17 protein-coding genes are annotated in these 20,295 nt (G+C 66.5%); 13 read left to right on the top strand and 4 right to left on the bottom strand.

Features of this window, described 5'->3' with window-relative positions:
* The first annotated feature begins 4 nt into the window (after nucleotides 1–4).
* The 7 genes from B8446_RS02365 (at nucleotide 5) to B8446_RS02335 (ending at nucleotide 8,487) form a co-directional block, all read left to right on the top strand.
* The gene (locus tag B8446_RS02365) at nucleotides 5–1,954 is read left to right on the top strand and encodes a S53 family peptidase (protein WP_084712000.1); all 1,950 of its coding nucleotides are present in this window, start codon (nucleotides 5–7) and stop codon (nucleotides 1,952–1,954) included.
* A gap of 226 nt (nucleotides 1,955–2,180) precedes the next feature.
* Nucleotides 2,181–3,890, top strand: a complete 1,710-nt coding sequence (locus B8446_RS02360; protein WP_199484033.1) for a GspE/PulE family protein — start codon at nucleotides 2,181–2,183, stop codon at nucleotides 3,888–3,890.
* Between the two features lie 6 nt (nucleotides 3,891–3,896).
* A complete protein-coding gene (locus tag B8446_RS02355; protein ID WP_053053644.1) occupies nucleotides 3,897–5,129 on the top strand; it encodes a type II secretion system F family protein in 1,233 nt (410 codons plus the stop codon).
* Between the two features lie 8 nt (nucleotides 5,130–5,137).
* The gene (locus tag B8446_RS02350; RefSeq protein WP_084712005.1) at nucleotides 5,138–5,764 is read left to right on the top strand and encodes a prepilin-type N-terminal cleavage/methylation domain-containing protein; all 627 of its coding nucleotides are present in this window, start codon (nucleotides 5,138–5,140) and stop codon (nucleotides 5,762–5,764) included.
* A complete protein-coding gene (locus B8446_RS02345; RefSeq protein ID WP_048846839.1) occupies nucleotides 5,764–6,333 on the top strand; it encodes a type II secretion system protein in 570 nt (189 codons plus the stop codon). Before B8446_RS02350 ends, B8446_RS02345 begins: the two co-directional genes overlap by 1 nt.
* Before the next feature lie 25 nt (nucleotides 6,334–6,358).
* Nucleotides 6,359–6,805: a nucleoside deaminase gene (locus tag B8446_RS02340; protein ID WP_048846857.1), complete on the top strand. Its 447-nt coding sequence runs from the start codon at nucleotides 6,359–6,361 to the stop codon at nucleotides 6,803–6,805.
* A 131-nt stretch (nucleotides 6,806–6,936) separates the two neighbouring features.
* A complete protein-coding gene (locus B8446_RS02335) occupies nucleotides 6,937–8,487 on the top strand; it encodes a trypsin-like peptidase domain-containing protein (RefSeq protein ID WP_148505812.1) in 1,551 nt (516 codons plus the stop codon).
* 10 nt (nucleotides 8,488–8,497) lie between these two features.
* Here B8446_RS02335 and B8446_RS02330 read toward each other — a convergent pair whose 3' ends face one another.
* A complete protein-coding gene (locus tag B8446_RS02330) occupies nucleotides 8,498–8,704 on the bottom strand; it encodes a hypothetical protein (protein WP_048846837.1) in 207 nt (68 codons plus the stop codon).
* A 535-nt stretch (nucleotides 8,705–9,239) separates the two neighbouring features.
* A complete protein-coding gene (locus tag B8446_RS02325) occupies nucleotides 9,240–10,298 on the bottom strand; it encodes a threonine aldolase family protein (protein WP_053053640.1) in 1,059 nt (352 codons plus the stop codon).
* A 120-nt stretch (nucleotides 10,299–10,418) separates the two neighbouring features.
* On the opposite strand from B8446_RS02325, the gene folD reads away from it, so the two are divergent.
* The 5 genes from folD (at nucleotide 10,419) to B8446_RS02300 (ending at nucleotide 18,574) form a co-directional block, all read left to right on the top strand.
* Complete coding sequence (gene folD, locus B8446_RS02320; protein WP_048846835.1) at nucleotides 10,419–11,378, top strand: bifunctional methylenetetrahydrofolate dehydrogenase/methenyltetrahydrofolate cyclohydrolase FolD; 960 nt, start codon at nucleotides 10,419–10,421, stop codon at nucleotides 11,376–11,378.
* Nucleotides 11,375–12,124 (top strand): methylenetetrahydrofolate reductase, encoded by a 750-nt coding sequence (locus B8446_RS02315; RefSeq protein ID WP_048846832.1) that lies wholly within the window; start codon nucleotides 11,375–11,377, stop codon nucleotides 12,122–12,124. The genes folD and B8446_RS02315 overlap by 4 nt, the downstream gene beginning before the upstream one ends.
* Nucleotides 12,125–12,197: 73 nt before the next feature.
* Entirely contained in the window at nucleotides 12,198–15,359 is a 3,162-nt protein-coding gene (locus B8446_RS02310) for a PAS domain S-box protein (protein ID WP_084712003.1), read from the top strand.
* Between the two features lie 315 nt (nucleotides 15,360–15,674).
* The gene (locus B8446_RS02305; protein ID WP_199484034.1) at nucleotides 15,675–17,591 is read left to right on the top strand and encodes a M1 family metallopeptidase; all 1,917 of its coding nucleotides are present in this window, start codon (nucleotides 15,675–15,677) and stop codon (nucleotides 17,589–17,591) included.
* Between the two features lie 218 nt (nucleotides 17,592–17,809).
* Nucleotides 17,810–18,574 (top strand): DUF421 domain-containing protein, encoded by a 765-nt coding sequence (locus B8446_RS02300; protein ID WP_048846831.1) that lies wholly within the window; start codon nucleotides 17,810–17,812, stop codon nucleotides 18,572–18,574.
* Between the two features lie 379 nt (nucleotides 18,575–18,953).
* On the opposite strand, the gene cobU is transcribed toward B8446_RS02300, so the two are convergent.
* On the bottom strand, nucleotides 18,954–19,466 hold the full coding sequence (cobU, locus tag B8446_RS02295; protein WP_048846829.1) for a bifunctional adenosylcobinamide kinase/adenosylcobinamide-phosphate guanylyltransferase: 513 nt from the start codon (nucleotides 19,464–19,466) through the stop codon (nucleotides 18,954–18,956).
* Nucleotides 19,467–19,502: 36 nt separating this feature from the next.
* On the bottom strand, nucleotides 19,503–20,087 hold the full coding sequence (locus tag B8446_RS02290; RefSeq protein ID WP_048846826.1) for an NUDIX domain-containing protein: 585 nt from the start codon (nucleotides 20,085–20,087) through the stop codon (nucleotides 19,503–19,505).
* Nucleotides 20,088–20,141: 54 nt separating this feature from the next.
* On the opposite strand from B8446_RS02290, the gene B8446_RS02285 reads away from it, so the two are divergent.
* The coding region (locus B8446_RS02285; protein WP_456316200.1) for a Y-family DNA polymerase at nucleotides 20,142–20,295 on the top strand (154 nt) is incomplete at its 3' end.

Below are 20,295 nucleotides of genomic sequence, written 5' to 3'. Positions count from 1 at the left end.
CCGCATGACGACCGGAAGATTTTTACGCTCGAATTTGGTTGCCTGCACGGCGATCGGTGCCGCGCTGATGCTGTCATCGCTCACAGGCGTGGCACAGGCCGCGCCGCTGATGAAAGTCGCTGCGACCGGCGCACAGACAACGGTCGCCTTCTCGGTGGCGCTCCCGCTGCGGGACAAGGCCGGGCTCGAATCTCTCGTGGCGCGCCAGCAGGACAAGAACAGCGCCGACTACCACAAATGGCTGACGCCCGATGCGTTCATGTCGCGTTTCGGACCCTCCGCCGACACGGTGGCGAAAGTATCGGCAGCACTCCGCGCGCAGGGGCTCGCCGTTTCGCAGAAGGGACGACTGCTTCATGTCAGCGGCTCGTCGCAGGCCGTCGCGCGTGCGCTCGGCAGCGAGATCGCAATGGGCCGCTCCGCCTCGGGCTTCGTGCGGCCGTTCGCAGCACACGGGATGACGCTGCCGGCCGTTCTGAAAAGCGCCGGCGTGGTCATCATGGGTCTCGAGCAGGCGGACCTGCATGCGCACACGTTCCTGCATCGTGTCGCCATGTTCAAGAACGGGACGCTGCCGCAGAACCGCAGCAGTCAGACCGGCGGCTACTGGTTCACGGACCTCAAGCAGGCCTATTCCTATCCGTCGTATCAGGCGAAGGTCACCATCAAAGGCGTCAAGCAGCGACTTGACGGCACGAACGCCACGATCGCGATCCTGATGTCGTCCGATGTTCTCGACAGCGACATCGACATGGTCTTCACCCATGAGAAATTCACGACCTATTCCGGTCTGTCCGCCAATCCGAAGCTCCACAAGCGCGTGATGGTCGACGGTGGTGCAACCACCAGCTCCGATGCCTTCGACGAGGCGTCGCTCGATACGCAGGAGGCCCTGACGGGTGCACCGGGCGCGCATGTCGATCTCTATGCGATCCCGGATCTGTCGGATGCGCACATCATCGACGGCTACAACTCGATCGTCGCCGACAACGAGGCGGATGTCGTGTCGTCGTCCTTCGGCGAGTGCGAGCTGTACTACACGGCCGCCTACAATGACGGCACCGACTACACGTCCCTGCTGAAGACCGAGCACGAGATTTATCTGCAGGGCAATGCGCAGGGCATCACCTTCCTCGCATCGTCCGGCGACGAAGCCGGTCTCGAATGCGTGACGCCCGCCTATTTCAACGGCCAGGCCTCGCAGTATGTCGCGGGCGTCTCGACCCCGGCGGCCGATCCGAACGTGACCGCGGTCGGCGGCACGAACGTGGTGACGCGCTATACCGCAGGCTCGCTCGATTCGACCTATGTCGGCGAAAATGCCTACAGCGATCCGCTGGAGCCGGAAGATCCGTATGGCGTCGGCGTGACGATCTCCAACGCGGTGTGGGGTGCGGGCGGCGGCGTGTCGCAGATCTTCGGCAAGCCGGTCTACCAGTGGCTCTCGCCCATCAATACCGGCAGCAGCCGCTATCGCGCCCTGCCGGATGTCGGCATGCAGGTGGGCGGTTGCCCGTACGGCGCGGTCACGCCCTGCAATGGCGGAGACACGGCGGTCAACGGCCACGGCAATACCCAGCGGTCCTACGTCATCGTGGCGGACGCGGGTTCCTATGTCGGGCTGATCGGCACCTCCGTCTCCTCGCCTGAGTTCGCGAGCGCCACGGCGCTGCTCGTGCAGCTGCATGGTCGTCAGGGCAACCTCAATCCCTATCTCTATCTGCTGGGTGCGCTGCAGAGTGCGACCGGCATCGATGACCCCATCTGGCCGACGACAGCCTTCCATCGCAATATTCCAGGCTACAACGGCGTTGTTTCGAACGACAAGCCGAAGCAGTTCGGCCGGTTCTACTTCAACTATACCGTGGGTAACGGCACGCCGATCGTGACGCACTTCATCGGCGCCCCGCTGGTCGCGGCCGCCGGCGCGCCGCAGACGTCCAGCAACCCGTAAGTCGTTCTCGACCCCCGTCGGCAAATGTCCTGCCGGCGGGGTTTTGCCTTGGAAATCCGTTTTCCTGGATGACGCTTTCCAGAGGATGCCGGGGCGGGTGCGCCCCGGCATCCTGCGTTGTTGCGATCTGGGGTGTTCCGGGCCTGCGGTGCATCCCGAGTTGTGGAACGGGGCTCGCGCGGGGCGATGGCGTGAGGCGCGGCGCGCTGATACGATCGTCGGCATCATGGATGCGCGCGCCCCCTTTCTCGATGCCTTCGAGCCCGAGGCTCTCGACCAGATCCTGCTGGCCCGGGGCGACTGCGACGCCCGGACCCTCGCCCGAGCGCGGCGCGTGGCGGAAGAGACCGGCAATACCCTTCCGCGTGTCCTGGCGCAGCTGGGTCTCGTCGGCGAACGCGCGCTCGCCGATGCCTATGCAGCCCTTCTGCATGCGCCTCTGGCACGGCCCGAAGATTATGCGGCAATCGATGAACCGGTCTGGCCGGAACGGCTGAATGCCCGGTTCCTGCGGCATGCGCGTGCGCTCCCGCTCAGGTTGAGCGACAACACGCTGTGGCTTGCGATGGCCGATCCGCTCGATCGCTTCGTCCATCAGTCCGTGCGGCTTGCAACGGGGGCCGACGTCAGCCCGGTCGTGGCTGTTCCTATCGAACTCGATGCGGCACTGGCGCGCCTCTACCCCGAAATCGAGCCGGGTGCCGAGCCCGATGCCGACGGGGCCGGGGAGGCGGGACATGAGGCGGATGCCGACCGGCTGCGCGATCTTGCCTCCGAAGCGCCCGTCATCCGTCTGGTCAACCAGCTCATCGCGCGCGCCGTCGAGACGCGGGCCTCCGACATCCATGTCGAGCCGTTCGAGGATGCGTTGCGCGTGCGCTATCGTTACGACGGCGTGCTGCATGAAGGCGCGGAGCATCCCGCGCGTCTGGCACCTGCCATCGTCTCTCGCATCAAGATCATGGCCCGGCTGGACATTGCCGAGCGCCGCCTGCCGCAGGACGGACGCATCCAGCTCGCCGTGCGCGGGCAGGACGTGGATTTCCGCGTCTCCACCGTACCGTCGCTCCACGGCGAGACGGTGGTGCTGCGCGTGCTGGACCGGAGCGCCACGCGCTTCGATTACGCGACACTCGGGCTTTCGCCCGACATCATCACGCAGTTTCGCGAAAGCCTTTCCCTGGCCAACGGCATCGTGCTCGTCACGGGCCCGACGGGCTCGGGCAAGACGACGACGCTCTATACCGGGCTTTCGGGCCTGAACACGACGAATCTCAAGGTCATCACGATCGAGGATCCGGTCGAATATCAGCTGGCCGGGATCGCCCAGATGCAGGTCAAACCGCAGATCGGGCTCGACTTCGCCCATTGTCTGCGTGCGATCCTGCGTCAGGACCCCGATGTCATCATGGTGGGCGAAATCCGCGATCTGGAAACCGCGCAGATCGCGGTGCAGGCGGCACTGACCGGTCATCTCGTGCTGTCCACGCTGCATACGAACTCGGCCGCCGCCACGATCGCCCGCCTGCGCGACATGGGCCTCGAGGACTATCTTATCGCCACCGTCCTGCGCGGCGTGCTGGCCCAGCGTCTCGTGCGCAGGCTCTGCCACGAGTGCCGCCAGCCGGAACCTGACGCGCCAGCGCTGATCGAGGCATTCGGCCTCAAGCCCGGTCCCGGGCAGGGCCTGTGGCGCGCGTGCGGCTGTCCGGCCTGTCGCGGGACGGGCTATGCGGGGCGTCTGGCGGTCGCCGAATTCCTCAAGCCGTCAGCCGGGATTGCCCATCTCATCAGCACGCATGCCGATGGTGCCGTGATCGCGCAGGCGGCCGAGGCGGAGGGCATGGTGCCGATGCTGCGCGCGGGGCTCGCGGCAGCGCTCGACGGCGAGACGACGACGGCCGAAGTGCTGCGCGTCCTGCGCAGCGATGGCTGATCCGTCATGACGCTCTATCGCTATGTGGCGCTGGCACCCGATGGCGCGCAGCGAATGGGCGCGTTCGATCTGGCGGACGAGGCGGCGGTCATCGCGCGGATCCGGCGCGAGGGGCTGCTCCCGGTCTCCGTGACGCCTGCCGATACGGTACGGACGTCGCGCTTCATGACGGCCCTGAACATGCCTGCGGTCTCGAGCGGTCCCGGCCTGCGTCGAGGCGAGGTCGTCGAGATGATGCGCGAGCTCTCGCTGATGCTGGGTGCCGGGCAGGATCTCGACCGGTCACTGCGCTATGTCGCGGAATCGGCCAGCCGGCCGGCGGCGCGCGTCCTGCTCGGCCGTCTGCGGGACCGGGTGCGGGACGGGCGGTCGCTTGCCGATGCGATGACGGAAACGGGGCGCGGATTCTCGCGCCTGCAGATCGGCCTGGTCCGGGCCGGCGAGGCGTCGGGCACACTGCCGGCCGTTCTGGCCGATCTTGCCGCCTTTCTTGAGCGCGAGGCGCGGCAGAGCGCCAGCCTTCGCACCGCGATGATCTATCCCGGCGTGCTGATGGTGGCGTCCATCGGCGCGATCGTCATGCTGCTCACGGAAATCCTGCCGCAGTTCACGCCGCTGTTTGCGGAGAATGGCGCGGTCCTGCCGTTGCCGACCCGGATCGTGATCGCGGCGGGAGACTGGGTCGGCCGCTATGGGCTGCTGGCCGTGCTGGCGGCGATCATGCTCGGCGTGGCAGCCCGCGCGGCCCTGCGGGTGCAATCCGTCAGGCTCTGGGCCGACGGATTTCGCCTGCGCCTTCCGATCGTAGGCGGCGTCTCGCGCGAGGCGATGGCGGCCCGGCTGTGCCGCACGCTGGGCACGCTGCTCTGCAGCGGCGTGGCACTGATCCCGGCACTGGGGATCGCGCGTGACGTTCTGGGAAATGCGGCGGGCGTGGCCGCGCTGGATGCCGCGGCCCTGCAGGCCCGCCAGGGCGGCGGACTGGCGCGGCCACTGGCCTCGGCCGGACTGTTTCCCAAGCGGATGACCGATTTGCTGGCGCTGGGCGAGGAGACGGCGCAGCTCGGGCCGCTCGCGTTGCGCGCGGCCGAGATCCATGAGGAGCGCGTGCGCGTCCTGCTGCAGCGGCTGACGGCGCTGCTGGTGCCGGGAATCACGATCGTCATGGGCGCGCTGGTGGCGGGCATCGTCTCGGCGCTGCTGTTGGCCATGATCGGCCTGAACGATCTGGCCCAGTGATCAGTCTCATGATTGGCCCCACGACCAGCCCCGTGCAGCGCGCGTCGGCACACGCGATCAGCGGCGATCAGGCTGCCGGCACCGCAGCGCCGGGATATGGCCGCTTCGACGAGTGCGTTCCCACAGGGCCGGCGTCGCGCGGAGGTCTGGCTTCGGTCCGGTCCGGAGCCGCGTCATCGGGGGCTTCATGCCGCATTGCGCCGTCGGCACATGCACGACCCGCGATACGCGTCTGTCCGGAACGGCGGATCGAACACAGCAGCAGCGCGGGCTTCACCCTGCTGGAAGCGCTCGTGGCGCTGGCGATCGCGGGCATCGCCCTTGCGGTCCTGCTCGGCGCGGTCGGCACCGGACTTGGCGGCGCGGGCCGGGCGGCCCTGCATGCGCGCGCACTGTCGGTCGCGCAGTCGCATCTGGCGGCACTCGAAGGGGCCGTCGTGCCGCAGTCCGGCATGCAGGAAGGGGATTCTGACGGGTTCCACTGGACCGCCCGCGTCTCGCCCGTCCTGCAGGGCCCCGAGCCGAGTGCCGCGGGCGGGGCGCTGTTGGCGCTCGATGTCTCCGTGCGGCACGGCGATGCGGAACTCGCCCATCTCAGCGGACGCCGAATCGGGCCCTATACGGGTGGCGGCTGATGCGCCGTCAGGCGGGGTTCACGCTGATCGAGATTCTCGTGGTTCTCGTGATCGTGGGCATGTTGATGGCGGCCCTCTGGAGCGGCCTGCGCATCGGCGTGCGCGGCTGGCATCGCGTGGCGACGACGGCGCAGACGCTCGAGGCCCGTGGTACGGCCGAACGCGTGCTGCGCCTTGCGATCCGCAATCTGGCGCCGGACAATCCGGATTGTCAGGGCGACGAGCAGCATCTGGTCTGCGCGGGCATGCTGCCGGACGCGCAGACCGGGCGCATGACGGCGGTCATTCTGGCGCTCGGGATCGAAAATCAGGCGCGGCTCGTCCTGCGCTGGCAGGCAAGACCGCCGGGCCTGCGCCAGTCGGGCACGGAGCCGATCCGCAATGCTGTCGTGCTGACACCGGCCTCCTCCCTGTCGTTGCGGTATTTTCGCCCCGGCGCGGGCTGGGTCGATCGCTGGCGCGCGGGTGACGGGACGCCTGATCTGGTGCGTGTCACGATCGGTGGCGGCCCCGGCGCATGGCCTGCGATCGTCGAACATCCGATTGCCGTTTTTCCGGCAGCGCAGTGAGGGGCGCGTGAAGGAATTCGAGGCCATGGCCCGTGCATTGGCAGCGGCGGAGGAAGCGGCAGCGCGCGGGGAGGTGCCGGTGGGCGCCGTCGTGCTGGGGCCGGATGGCGACGTGCTGGCCGTGCAGGGTAATGAGGTCGAGTGCGCATCGGATGCGAGCGCGCATGCCGAGCTGCTGGCAATGCGCACGGCCGCAAGCCGTCTGGGGTCGCCGCGCCTTGCGGATTGCACGGTGGTGGTCACGCTGGAGCCGTGTCCGATGTGTGCGGCGGCCATGGTCCATTTCCGCGTAGGCCGCGTGATATTCGGTGCATACGATCCGAAGGGCGGCGGTGTGGATCATGGGCCGCGCGTGTTCGAACGCCCGGGCTGCCTGCATCGTCCAGAGGTGATCGGCGGTGTGCGGGAGCGGGAGAGCGCGGCCCTTCTGCGGGGCTTTTTCAAAGGGTTGCGACAGGGGCGCCCCGGCTGAACGGCAGGAGGCCTTGTGCGTTACGCAAGTTTCACTCTGCCGTATGATCGCTGATGGCGACATTCCGGCTAGATAATATGCCTGACGTCCGCCGGATGGCGGACCCAACATTGCTGGTTTTTGGGAATATCATGCCTGACGTGTCTTTCTCGCTTCGTCGTGCAGCTCCGGCGCTGGCGGCAGCTCTCCTGCTCGCCTCGGGGCTCTCGCCCGCCGCCCGCGCCGCCAGTGCGCCCGCGGGTGCCATTCAGCCGACGACCCAGCTGCAGACGCTGCCCAACTTCGTTAATCTGGTGAAGCAGGTGAAGCCGGCCGTCGTCTCGATCACCTCGCATATCCGTGCTGACGTTGCGGAACAGGAAGAAGGCGGCGGCGGCCAGCAGCAGATGCCGTTCCCGTTTCCGTTCCCGTTCCAGATGATGCCGCAACAGCAGCAGAAGCGGACCGTCGAGGCGCGCGGCTCGGGCTTCCTGATCTCGAACGACGGCTACATCGTCACCAACAACCACGTCATCAAGGGCGCGACACGCGTCAGCGCGACGCTGGACGACGGAACCACGCTGCCGGCGAAGATCGTCGGCCGCGACGAGAAGACCGATCTTGCGCTGCTGAAGGTCAAGCCGAACGGGACCATGCCGTTCGTGCAGCTCGGCGAGAGCAACAACGTCGAACCCGGCGAATGGGTGGTCGCGATCGGCAATCCGTACGGCCTCGGCGGAACCGTAACGGCGGGTATCGTCTCGGCACGCGACCGCAACATCAATCTCGGCCAGTATGACGACTTCATCCAGATCGATGCGCCGATCAATCACGGCAACTCGGGCGGTCCGCTGCTGAGCCAGGACGGCAAGGTGATCGGCGTGAACGCCGCCATGCTGGAGCCGTCGGGTGGTTCGATCGGCATTGGGTTCGCGATCCCGTCCGATACGGTGCGCAATGTCGTCGATCAGCTCCGCAAGACCGGTCACGTCACACGCGGCTATATCGGCGTGCTGAGCCAGGCGATCACGCCGAACATGGCGCAGGCGCTGAACCTGCCGCAGGGCGAGCCGGGAGCACCGGCCGAAGGCGCTCTGGTCGCCAGCGTGGAACGCAATTCTCCCGCCGCCAAGGCCGGACTCAAGACCGGCGACGTCATTACGACGCTCAATGGCAGCCGCGTGAAGGACCCGCACGATCTGGCCGTGCGCGTTGTCTCGATGGCGCCGGGCTCGCAGGTCTCGCTGGGTATCCTGCGCAATGCGAAGCCGCAGAGCGTCAACCTGACCATCGGTAACGGCAACGGGCATGACGGCAAGCCGGCCATGGGCGATCACGACGACAGCAGCCAGAGCCCCGGCCGTCTCGGCGTGTCCCTCGCGCCGCTGACGCCGGACATCCGCCAGCAGCTTGGCCTCGATGACAGCGTGCGCGGCGCCGTGGTGAGCGAGGTCGCACCCGGCTCGCCGGCCGAGCAGGCCGGACTGCATGCAGGTGACGTGATCGCGGCGGTCGGCGATCGTCCGGTCGAGACACCGGCAGCTGCGGTCACGGCCGTCAAGGCGGCGATGGGCAAGAACCGCCCGGCGCTCCTGCGGATCCTGCGTGACAACCAGGTGCTGTTTATCGCGGTCGCACCCGCGGGTCAGGATCAGGGCGATGACAACGGCAATGGCGACAACGGTGGCGGCGACAGCAACTGACGCGCAACCGTCAGGACGTGCGGCGGATCAGATTTCCGCCGCACGATCCAGTCGGCGATAGATGAAGGCAGGCGTCAGGGCCGCGATCGAGAGGGCGCCGGGCGCCAGCATGGTGGCGATGTGCGGTTGCGAACAGTGCAATCACGGTCAGCGTCAGGCCGAGCATCATCGCAACCTTGAAGCCCGTATGAAGCATGCGGGCGCTGAAATGGGCCATCGGCCCGTCGCGATAATTCGGGATCAGCCACTCGCCGGGATAAAGAACGTAGACGACTTCCGTCAGGACGAAGAAGCGTAGGCCACAGCCCCGATGATGGTCAGGCGCGGATCATGATGACCGGACGTGGCCGTCGACCAGCCGAGACAGACCGACGAGGCTGCGAGGGCACCGATACGCAGCGCAAGCGGGATCCGCTTCAGGGACCGGACGTGTGCTCTGGCGTCAGGATCGGCTAGCGGTCGGGTGCGACCAGACGCTATCGGCGAGGATGAGGAGTGCGCAGAACGCCATGCAGTCCGGCCGTCCCGGAGGGTTATGATGGCCATACATCCACACGCCCAGGGGCCGGTAGATCGACGGGATCAGCAGGGCGACGGGCGATAAGAGCCAGCGCAGCTATTGGCTGGTGGTATTCGGAAACCGGTCCACACGACGCTGGATACCGGACATCTTGCTGCTCCGTCGCTGGCATGTAACTTCTAGGTTGCGTGCCAGCGGCGCAAGACCAATCGTCCGGGGCGTGATCGCGCCGTCAGACGGCGTCGAGCAGGGCCGCGACATCGTTCTTTGTCGTTGCGAAACAGGTGACAAGGCGGATCAGGATGCCATCGACCCCCGGTGGCGTGGGCCACCGATAGAACACGTATCCGGCGGCTTCGAGCGCCTCGACGCGCGTTTCCGGCAGGACGGCGAACACCTCGTTGCTCTGGGTCTCGAACGGCAGCAAGACGCCCGAGCGCTTGGCGAGCCCCGTGGCCAGGAGCGACGCCGTCTCGTTGGCGGCGGTCGCGTTGTGCCGCCATAGATCGCCCTCGTAAAGCGCCAGCATCTGGGCCGCGACATAGCGCTGCTTGGACCACAGATGGCCCGATCGCTTGATGCGGCGCAGGAAATCCGCCTCATGCGCCCGTGCGCGGCCGTTGTGGAAGAACACGATGGCTTCCGCCGCCATGGCACCGTTCTTGGTGCCGCCGAGCGTCATCACATCCACGCCGGCGCGCCATGTCACGTCGGCGGGCGAGCATCCGAGGTGGACGATGGCATTGGACAGGCGCGCGCCATCGAGATGAACCGGCACATCCGCATCATGCGCGGTCTGTGTCAGGGCGCGAAGATGATCGAGCGGATATACCGTCCCCCACTCGGTTGCCTGCGTCAGGCTCAACGCACGGATCGGGCTCGTATGGATTCCGCCATGGGCATTGTCCGTCAGCGCGCGCGAGACGGCATCGGGATCCATGCGGCCATCCGCCGAGGACAGGGTCAGCAGTTTGGCACCGTGGGTGAAGAACTCGGGCGCGCCGCCTTCATCCGTTGCGATATGCGCGCTCTCGTCGCACAGAACGGCACCGAAGGGCGGGGTCAGGGCCGAGAGGGTCAGGCTGTTGGCGGCGGTGCCGGTTGCGACCGGATAGGCCGCGACCGGGGCCTCGAACACGTCCGACAATCGGGCGCTGAGCGCTTTCGTCAGCGGGTCGTTGCCATAGGACATCGCATCGCCCTCGTTGGCGCGTGCCAGGGCTGCCATGACCTCGGGGCAGACAGGCGATGTGTTGTCACTTGCAAAGTTCTTGCGTATTGCGCCACTCAACGCACGTTTCCCTTTTCGTTCGATCGGATGGCCCGGATACTGTTCCAGGTACCCGCTTTCGGCCGATGACGTTGCCCCGATCCTCGCACGCCGCATGCCCCGGCGCCACTGGAAGGCCAGATGACGACGACCAGCCCGGATTCCAAGATCCCCAAGCCCGGGACCTCCGATCCGAAGATCATCGACGGACGTGCGATCGCAAAAACCCTGACGGCACGTGTGGCCGAAGGCGTCCGCGCGTTTCACGCGGAAACCGGCGCGACCCCGGGTCTTGCGGTCGTTCTCGTCGGCAACGATCCGGCAAGCGAGGTCTATGTGCGCAACAAGGCGCTGCAGACCCATCGCGCAGGCATGCGCTCGTTCATGCACATGCTGCCCGAAACGACGGGCGAGGCCGAACTGCTTGATCTGGTCGCGCGCCTGAACGCCGATCCGGCGATCCATGGCATTCTCGTGCAGCTTCCGCTGCCGAAGCAGATCGATCCCGTGCGCGTGACGAATGCGATCGCACCCGAAAAGGACGTCGACGGGCTGGGCGAGGTCAATGCAGGGCGTCTGGCGCTCGGCATTCCCGGGATCGTGCCCTGCACGCCGCTGGGCTGCCTGCTGCTCCTGCGGTCGGTCCATGCCGACATGCGCGGCAAGCATGCGGTCGTGATCGGGGCATCGAACCTCGTCGGCAAGCCGATGGGGCAGCTTCTGCTGGCCGAGAACTGCACGGTCTCGATCGCGCATATCGACACGCGCGATCCGAAGGGGCTGGCGCGCGAGGGTGACATCCTGGTGGTGGCGACAGGGCGCCGCGCCCTGGTGCAGGGCGACTGGATCCGGCCGGGTGCGACCATCATCGACGTGGGCATCACGCGGGTGCCGGCGGCTGACGGCAAGACGCGCCTCGCAGGCGATGTCGATTTCGATGCGGCCTATCCGATCGCAGGACACATCACGCCGGTTCCGGGTGGCGTCGGCCCGATGACGATCGCCTGCCTCCTGCACAATACCTTGCACGCGGCACAGCTCGGCGCGGGCCTCGATCGCTCCGGGCTGCTGGACGATCTCCGTTCGGAGAGCGCCTCATGACACGCATTTCGGTCGAGCTGGTTCCGCGCGACGAGGCGCGCCTGCGCGAGGACGCGGCGGCCGTGCGCACGCTGATGCCCGGTGCGTCCCTGCTGAACGTGCCCGATCTCACGCGCTTTCCCCTGCGCGCATGGGATGCGGCCGCGTTGCTGCGTGGCGAAGGCTTTGCGGACGTCATTCCCCACATCCGCGCGATCGACATCGCGCCGGGCGCGCCGCTGCCCGGCGCCGACGATCCCGATCTGCGCGAAGTGCTGGTGGTGGCGGGCGATCCGCCGGCCGATCCGGCGCAGCGTGTCTGGCCCAACACCGCGACCGACATCATCGGGCGCTATCGGCGTGAATTGCCGCATCTCGCGGTTTATGCCGCGTTCGATCCCTACCGGCGCGCCCCCCAGCACGAGCTGTCCGAGATCGCGCGCAAGCGCGACGCGGGCGCGTGCGGGTTCTTCACGCAGCCTCTGTTCGACCGGGCGATGCTCGACATATGCATGTCGTGGCTGCGGGACGAGACGGTGTTCTGGGGGCTCTCGCCCGTGATCGGGCCGAAATCGCGCGCCTACTGGGAGCGGGCCAACCGCGTCGTGTTCCCCGGCGATTTCGAACCGACGATAGAGGCGAACATCGCCTTCGCGCAGGATGTCCTGCGCGTTGTGCGGGAACGCGGGGACAGTGCCTATCTGATGCCGCTGCGCGTGAAGCTCGAGAACTATCTGCCGCCGCTGCAGGACGTCCTGCAACCATGAACGGGGCCTCGCGGACTCGCGCCGGCGGCCCGGAATGATTGACATGGGTGGTCACGCGCGGGAACCTGACACGATGATCAGTGAAACCGGTTCCGACACGCGGCTTGCCGCCGAGATCGAGACCCTGCTGAGCGCCCGTGCGTCCGCAGGGCCGGCCGGGGAAGCGGACCGTCTGCTTCGCGAGGCTCTCCGCGCCCTGCATGCGGAAGCCGAAGGTGCCCCCTGGGACGGCGCATGGCCGATCGGTGGCGGCGTCTGCGGGGCGCTGATCCGCAACCGGGACTGGTCGGATTCGCTGTTCGGTCCGGTGAGCGGGTGGTCGGAAGCGTTGCGGACGACCATCAGCAATATCGTGCATTCGCCGGTGCCGAAGGTGCTGATGTGGGGGCCGGAACACCGGCTGCTCTACAACGACGCCTACACGGAGATCCTGGGCGCGCGGCACCCGGCGGCGATGGGCGCGCGGCTATCGGACGTCTGGCCGGAGCTGACTGATTTTACCGCGGGCGTGCTGGCCGCGGCATGTCAAGACGAGACGGTGTTCTATCGGGACCACCCGATGGTCGTGCGTCGCAACGGCAGCGACGAACACATGACGTTCGACCTGGTCTATACCGCGATCCGCGAGCCCGGCGGCGCGATTGCGGGCGTCATGTGCACGATCCTCGACACGACCGGGCGCACCAGTGCCGAGCGTGCGCTGGCCCGCAGCGAGGCGGAGCTGCGGACGATCACCGATGCCCTGCCGCTGATGGTGGGTTATGTCGATCGCGACCTGATCTTCCGCTTCGTCAATCGATACTACGAGGGTGCCTTCGGGCGCCCGATCGATACGATCATCGGCCGTCATATCCGCGATCTTCTGGGCGAGAGCCAGTATCAGGCGCGCCTCCCGCTGATCGCGCGTGCGCTGGCGGGCGAAGCCGTGCATTGCGATACCGAAGTCATGCTGGCGGACGGCGTCCACCGGATCATGGAGCTGCGCTACATGCCGCGCATCGCCGATGACGGTTCGGTGGCGGGCTTTCATGTGCTCGTGCTCGACGTGCAGGATCGTGTCTCCCGCCGTCAGGCTCTGGAGATCAGCACCCGCCGGTTTCAGGCGGCGGTCGATGCCCTGGACGGATTGCTCTGGGTCGCCGACGTTCGCGGCAACATGTCGGGCGAGCAGCCGGGCTGGACGCGGCTGACGGGCCAGACGCGCATTCAGTTCTCGGGCCTCGGCTGGGCGGATGCGGTGCATCCCGACGACCGCGCGGTGAGCGTCGCGGGCTGGACCGAAGCCATCCGGCGTTCCGAGCCCTATGCGATCGAGCATCGTGTGCGGCGCTATGACGGCGTGTATCGGACGTTTTCGGTCCGCGCCGTTCCGGTGACGGACGACACGGGCGAGATCGTCGAATGGATCGGCGTGCATACCGACATCACCCATCAGCGCAACGCGGAAGCATCCCTGCACGAGCAGGCCGATTATCTGGCGCGGCAGGTGCGGCACCGTCAGCGCGCCGAGGACCAGCTCCGCCAGCTCAACGAGACGCTGGAAGCGCGCGTGATCGCCGAGATCGAAGAGCGCCGCCAGGCCGAGACGCTGCTTGCGCAGGCGCAGAAGATGGAGACCATCGGCAAGCTGACCGGCGGTGTCGCGCATGACTTCAACAACCTGCTTCAGGTGATTTCGGGCAACCTGCAGCTGATCAGCCGGGATGCCGCGGGTCTGGAACGGTGCGAGCGCCGCGTGGCGGCGGCCATGACGGCGGTCGATCGCGGGGCGAAGCTGGCCTCGCAGCTGCTTGCCTTCGGCCGGCGCCAGCCGCTGGAGCCGAAGGTCGTCAACGTCACGCGCTTCGTGCTCGGCATGGACGAGATCCTGCGCCGCGCCATCGGCGAGGGGATCGAGATCGAGACGGTCTACAGCGGCGGCCTGTGGAACACCTTCATCGACCCGGCGCAGATCGAGAATGCGCTGCTCAACCTCGCGATCAATGCGCGCGATGCGATGGACGGCATCGGCAGGCTCACGATCGAACTGGCGAACGTCCATCTCGACGATACCTATGCCCGCATCCATCACGAGGTGGAGCCGGGGCAATACGTGATGCTGGCCGTGTCCGACACGGGCTGCGGCATGTCGCACGAGGTGCTCGAGCGCGTGTTCGAGCCCTTCTTCTCCACCAAGGAGGAGGGCAAGGGTTCCGGGCTCGGGCTGTCGATGGTCTACGGCTTCGTCAAGCAGTCCGGCGGCCATGTGAAGATCTACTCCGAGCTGGGTCACGGCACGACGATCAAGCTCTATCTGCCTCGCGCGCTTCAGTCCGAGGACCGGGAAGTCTCGGTCGAGGCTGGCCCGATCATCGGCGGCAGCGAGACCGTCCTGGTCGTCGAGGACGATGAGGCCGTGCGCGCGACGGTCGTGGAGATGCTGGCCGAACTCGGCTACGGGGTGCTGAAGGCGACGGATGCACAGAACGCGCTTGCGGTGATCGAGAGCGGCATTCCCATCGACCTGCTGTTCACCGACGTCGTGATGCCGGGCACGATGAAAAGCCCGGAACTCGCCCGCAAGGCACGGGAACGGCTGCCGAACCTCACCGTGCTCTATACGTCCGGCTATACCGAAAACTCGATCGTTCATGGCGGGCGGCTGGATGCGGGCGTCGACCTGCTGTCCAAGCCCTATTCGCGCGAGGCCCTGGCCCGCAAGATCCGGCATGTGCTCGCCAACCAGAACCATCGGGCGAACCTTCTCTCCGAACGGCCTGGCCTTGCGTCCATGCTGCCGGGATTGCCGGGCCTGGCCGAAGACAAGGCTCTGACAGTCGATCCCGTCCGACCGTCTCCGATGGCCGACGAGGCGTCCGCGTCCCGAGGCTGCACGGTTCTTCTGGTCGAGGATGACGAGTTGATCCGGACATGCACGGCTGAAGTCCTGTCCGACCAGGGCTACACCGTGGTGGAGGCGGCCAACGCGAACGAGGCGATGATGGCCTTCGATGCCCGCCCGATCGACGTGCTGGTGACCGACATCAATTTGCGTGGCGTGTCCGGGCCGGATCTCGCCGCCCATGCCCGCGTGGCCTATACCGGCATGGCCGTGGTCTTCGCCAGCGGCGATGTCGGCAGTGTGCCTGACGGGCAGCCGTTCACCTACAAGCTCGCCAAACCGTATAACGGCGACGCGCTGGTCGAGGTGATCGAACAGGCGATCCGCATGCGTGCGACCCCGCTGAGCGACTGATCCGGACGCCGTCTCGCACTCCATGCGAGGCGGCCCCGGTTCCGCAAACGGGCCGCATGGCCTTTGAAATCCGATGCTTTAGTGGAATGTTCGCGCAACAGGCATCCCCGGCTCATGGGCTGGGGATGCGATCTGACGTGGATCGACAAGAGAAAGGTGGTTTGCATGCAGGGCATGAAGGCCGGCGCATTATTCGGAACGGCGCTTGCGGGCATTCTGGCATCGAGTGTACCCGCGTGGGCGCAGACGGCCGGGAGCCCGACAGACGAAGCCCGGGTGAAGGGGGCTGGAACATCCGCAGGTGGGGCCGCGCCCATGGCTGCCGACATCTTCGCGCCGCTGGCCTATCCGCAGCCGGAGAATGCCTATCGCGCCGGCAGCGGCCTGCCCGGCCCTGCGTACTGGCAGAACCGCGCGGACTACAGCATCGCAGCCCGTATCGACCCCGCGACCCATGTCCTGTCCGGGTCCGAGACCATTACGTACACCAACAACAGCCCCGATACGCTGGACGTGCTGTGGATCCAGCTCGACCAGAACATCTATCGCCCCGATTCCCGCGCGGCCTCGGCTGCCCATGAGTCGCACGGCAGCCATCCCGGCATGACCAGCGTCCATACGGATGGCGTCGTCATCGAGCACGCGGCCGTCGATGGCGCGGCCGTGACGCCGCTCGTCTCCGACACGCGGATGCAGCTCCGGCTGGCGCGCCCGCTGCCGCCCAAGGGGCGCGTCGCAGTGCGGATTTCCTGGCACTATACCGTGCCGGGCACATGGGGCGGCCGGACAGCGGTGTCCGATACGAAGAACGGTCCGATCTACGAGATCGCGCAATGGTATCCGCGCATGGAGGTCTATGACGACCGGCGCGGCTGGAACACGCTGCCCTATCTCGGACAGGAGTTCTTCCTCGACTATGGCGACTTCGACTACAGCGTCGAGGTGCCGTGGAACTACACCGTCGCGGGTTCCGGTGCGCTGACGAACCCGAACGACGTGCTGACCGCGGCCGAGCGCGCGCGGCTGGCGCAGGCCGGACGTTCGGAGACGCGGGTGATGATCCGCACGCCCGCCGACGTGACCGACCCGCACAGCCATGCGGCGTCTTCCGGTACGAAGACATGGCATTTCCACATGGCGAACACGCGCGACGTCTCGTTCGCGGCCTCGCCTGCCTTCGTCTGGGATGCGGCGCATATCGACCTGCCGGACGAGAGCCCGGGCCCCGGCCGTCCGAAACAGCCGCGCCTTGCAATGTCGGTCTATCCGGTCGAGGGGATCGGCGCCCATGGCTGGGATCGGTCCACGACCTATGTGAAGCATGCGATCGAGTATTTCTCGTCCATGTGGTTCGTCTATCCGTGGCCGAATGCGATCAATCTCGGCGGATACGGTGCGGGGATGGAATACCCGGGGATCGTGTTCGACGGCTGGTCCGACCGCGATCCGGAACTGTTCTGGATCACGACGCATGAGCTCGGCCACGGCTGGTTCCCGATGATCGTCGGCACCGACGAGCGCCGCCGCGCCTGGATGGACGAAGGGTTCAACACCTTCATCGACGCCTATGCGTCCGATCACTTCAACCATGGTGAATTCGCACCCAAGCAGGATTCGGAATTCGCACCGAAAACCGGTGTCCCGGCGGATGACATCGTGCCGATCCTGACGGATGCGAATGCACCGACGCTCATGACGCCGGCCGATCTGGTGTCCGAGCGCTACCGGCACTCCGTGACCTACTTCAAGAGCGCCTACGGGCTGAAGCTGCTGCGCGAGCAGATCCTCGGTCCCGACCGCTTCGATGCGGCGTTCCGGCGCTATATCGCGGTCTGGGCGTTCAAGCACCCGGGGCCGTCGGATTTCTTCCGGATCATGGAGAGCGAGGGCGGCGAGGATCTCTCGTGGTTCTGGCGTGGCTGGTATTTCCGGAACTGGTCGCCGAATTATGCAATCGCAGGCACATCATATGTCGATGGCGATCCGTCGCACGGGCTTGTGGTGCATGTCGAAAACAGGGGGTCGCTGCCGCTGCCGGTCGTCCTGCGACGGGAATTCTCGGACGGAACACATGCCGATACCCGAATTCCGACCGAGACATGGATGCGCCAGAAGACGGCAACGCTGACGTTCCCCGGCGGCCCGAAGGTCACGCGCGTGCGTCTCGATCCGGATCACGTCATCCCGGACGTGGACCGGGCCGACAACGACGCGGAAGTGGGCGTGCACTGAAACAGCGGGGGCCTTCCCGGCCCCCGTCACCCCGCGCGGGAAGGGTTTTTCGGAGGTCGACATCACGTCGACATTCGACCCATCCGGAAAACCGGAGCTACCTCTCGGCATGTTTATGAAACAGGCCGGATCTTCCTGTCGTCGGCAGGCTTGTTGTGAACGATCGGGATGACGGGCCTGCTGTTCGCGCCGTTACCGGCGGAGGCGGCAGGACCACGATGCTGGCATTCTATGCGGATACGGTAGCGAAGGTTCTGACCGGCGTCGTCATCGTCGTAGCCTATCTCAATGTCACCGGCCGGAACCAGATCGCGCAGATGACGGCGATCGATCTGGTAGGCAATTTCATTCTCGGTGGCGTGATCGGCGGTGTTCTCTACAACCGCGACGTCACGTTCCTGCAGTTTCTGGCGCTTCTGCTGATCTGCATCCTGGTGCTGGCCGTCGTGAATTATCTCGCGCGCCATCGGGTCCGGCTGCGCGCGGCTTCCATCGGGCGGCCGATCCCGATCATCGAGAACGGACGCTTCGTCATCGAATCCTTCGAGGCGCACCGCACCCGGCTCGACATCGACGATCTGGCAACGGCCTTGCGCATGCAGGGCATTTTCAGCTTCGAGGGCGTCAGCTTCGCCCAGCTGGAGCCGACGGGGCATCTGAGCGTGATCCGCGAGACGGGGATGAACCCGTCACGGTTCATGGTCTTCCGCGGTGCGATCCTGAAGAACGAGTTGCACGAATCGGGCTTCACCGAAGCATGGGTGCAGGAGGAGCTGCGGGAAGCAGGTGTGGAGCGGATCGCGGACGTGTTCCTTGCGGAGTGGTGCCACGACCACATGATGGTCGTCCTGAACGACGGTCGCATGCGGGCCGGCAGTCAGCGTGCGGCGCGATCGGTGAATGCCAGCCGGCTGCCGGTCAAGGGCGAGGCGGGTCAGGACGGAACGACGGCTGCGGCGCCCTGGGCCGGCAGTGGACGATAGGGAATGGGAGTGTAGCGCGGCTGCAAAACGGCAGGGCGCGCGTTGTCTCACTTCCTGTGGGCGCCTTGCGAGATAGGAAGGCGATACCGAGCGCCGTCATTCGTGCGGCCCATCCGGTTGCGATGAACCTTCCCAAATCGCGGGACGCGGTCTGCAGGGATAGCGAGAAAGAAGCCACGCAGGACATGGCAGGCATCGGCAAAGGCTATGTGTGGCGCGATCCGTCCTCAACCGGCATGTCGGTTCTGCGGATGTCTTCACAAAACGACAGCCTGCCGTTCGAATGCGCGATGTCCGCTCATTGGGACGGACACGGACGCCCCGATAAGCGGCACTGTGCTTTTTTCGCGCGATGCGCGACGTGTGGCGCAGGCAGTGCTCAGGCCGGCTTCTTGAGGTCGACCGCATGGCCCGCCACGACCAGCGTCACCTGTTCCGCGATCTTTGCCAGTGTCTGGTGCAGGATGCCGGCCTCGTCACGATAGCGGCGTTCGAAGCGATCATCGGGCTCGAGGCCCATGCCGATCTCATGAGCCACCAGCACGCTCATTCCGGAACGAGCGTGCAGGGCGCTGATCAGACCTTCCGTCTCGGCCTCGATATCGCGGCCGTCGGTCAGGAGATTGAGCAGCCAGAACGTCACGCAGTCCACAAGTGCCGGACGGTCGGATTCCCGGAGCAGGGGTGTTGCGAGATCGGTCTGGGCCTCGATCGTCAGCCAGTTGGTGTGACGCCGCGCGCGGTGCGCATCGATACGGGCGCGCGTGTCGTCGTCCCAGGCACGGCTGGTGGCGAGGTAGCGCCAGGGCGCGGGCTGGGCCTGGATGAGGGCCTCGGCATGGCGGCTCTTGCCCGAGCGGGCGCCTCCGATCAGCAGGATGATCTGTCCCATGCCGGAAATCGTCTCCTCAACAACCGCCTGCGATCATCACACCAAGCCGCGTGACTTGGCCAGTGCATATGCGGCAAGGCTGACCATGCAGACGATTTCGCCGCGCGCAATCATCGCTTCGAATTCGCGCACGGGCATGGTCCGGCAGGTCATGTCGGCTTCGGTCGACTCGCGTTCGGGTGCGCCTGCGACAAGGCCGGTCGCGACGTAGACGTGGCCCTTCTGGTTGGAATAGCCAGCACCCTGGAACATGCTGCCTGCATGACGCATCTCGGCCGCGGAGAATCCGGTTTCTTCCCGGAGTTCACCGGCGGCGACCTGCTCGGGCGTCGCATCCGGGCGGCTTTCCCACATGCCCATCGGCAGTTCCCACAATGTCTCGCCGACCGGATAGCGGAACTGCCGCACGAGGGTGATCGTCGGGCCGTCGGGGCCATCGCCCAGCGGCAGGATCACGACGAATTCGCCGCGCTCGACCACGCCGTACAGGCCCTGCTTGCCGTCGGGGCGAATGAGGATGTCCTCGCGCAGGGCGGTCCAGGGATTGCTGTAGGCCACGCGTGACGACACGACCTGATATCCTGCGGCCATACGGGCGTTCGCGATGGGATCGTCCGACATTACCGTATCTCCGATCTTGTTTTGTTCATGTGCTTCCGCAACACTGGGCAGGCCATGGCAGACGACAGCACGTCGCAGCGCCCGGACCCGCCCGTCCGGCGCATCATCCACATCGATATGGACGCGTTCTACGCCTCCGTCGAGCAGCGGGACGATCCGACCCTGCGCGGCCGGCCGCTGGCAGTCGGCAGCGGCGAGGCGCGGGGCG

Source organism: Tanticharoenia sakaeratensis NBRC 103193 (genome assembly GCF_000963885.1).
In the GTDB taxonomy this organism is placed as follows: domain Bacteria; phylum Pseudomonadota; class Alphaproteobacteria; order Acetobacterales; family Acetobacteraceae; genus Tanticharoenia; species Tanticharoenia sakaeratensis.
This window is presented reverse-complemented; position numbering and strand designations above follow the sequence as displayed.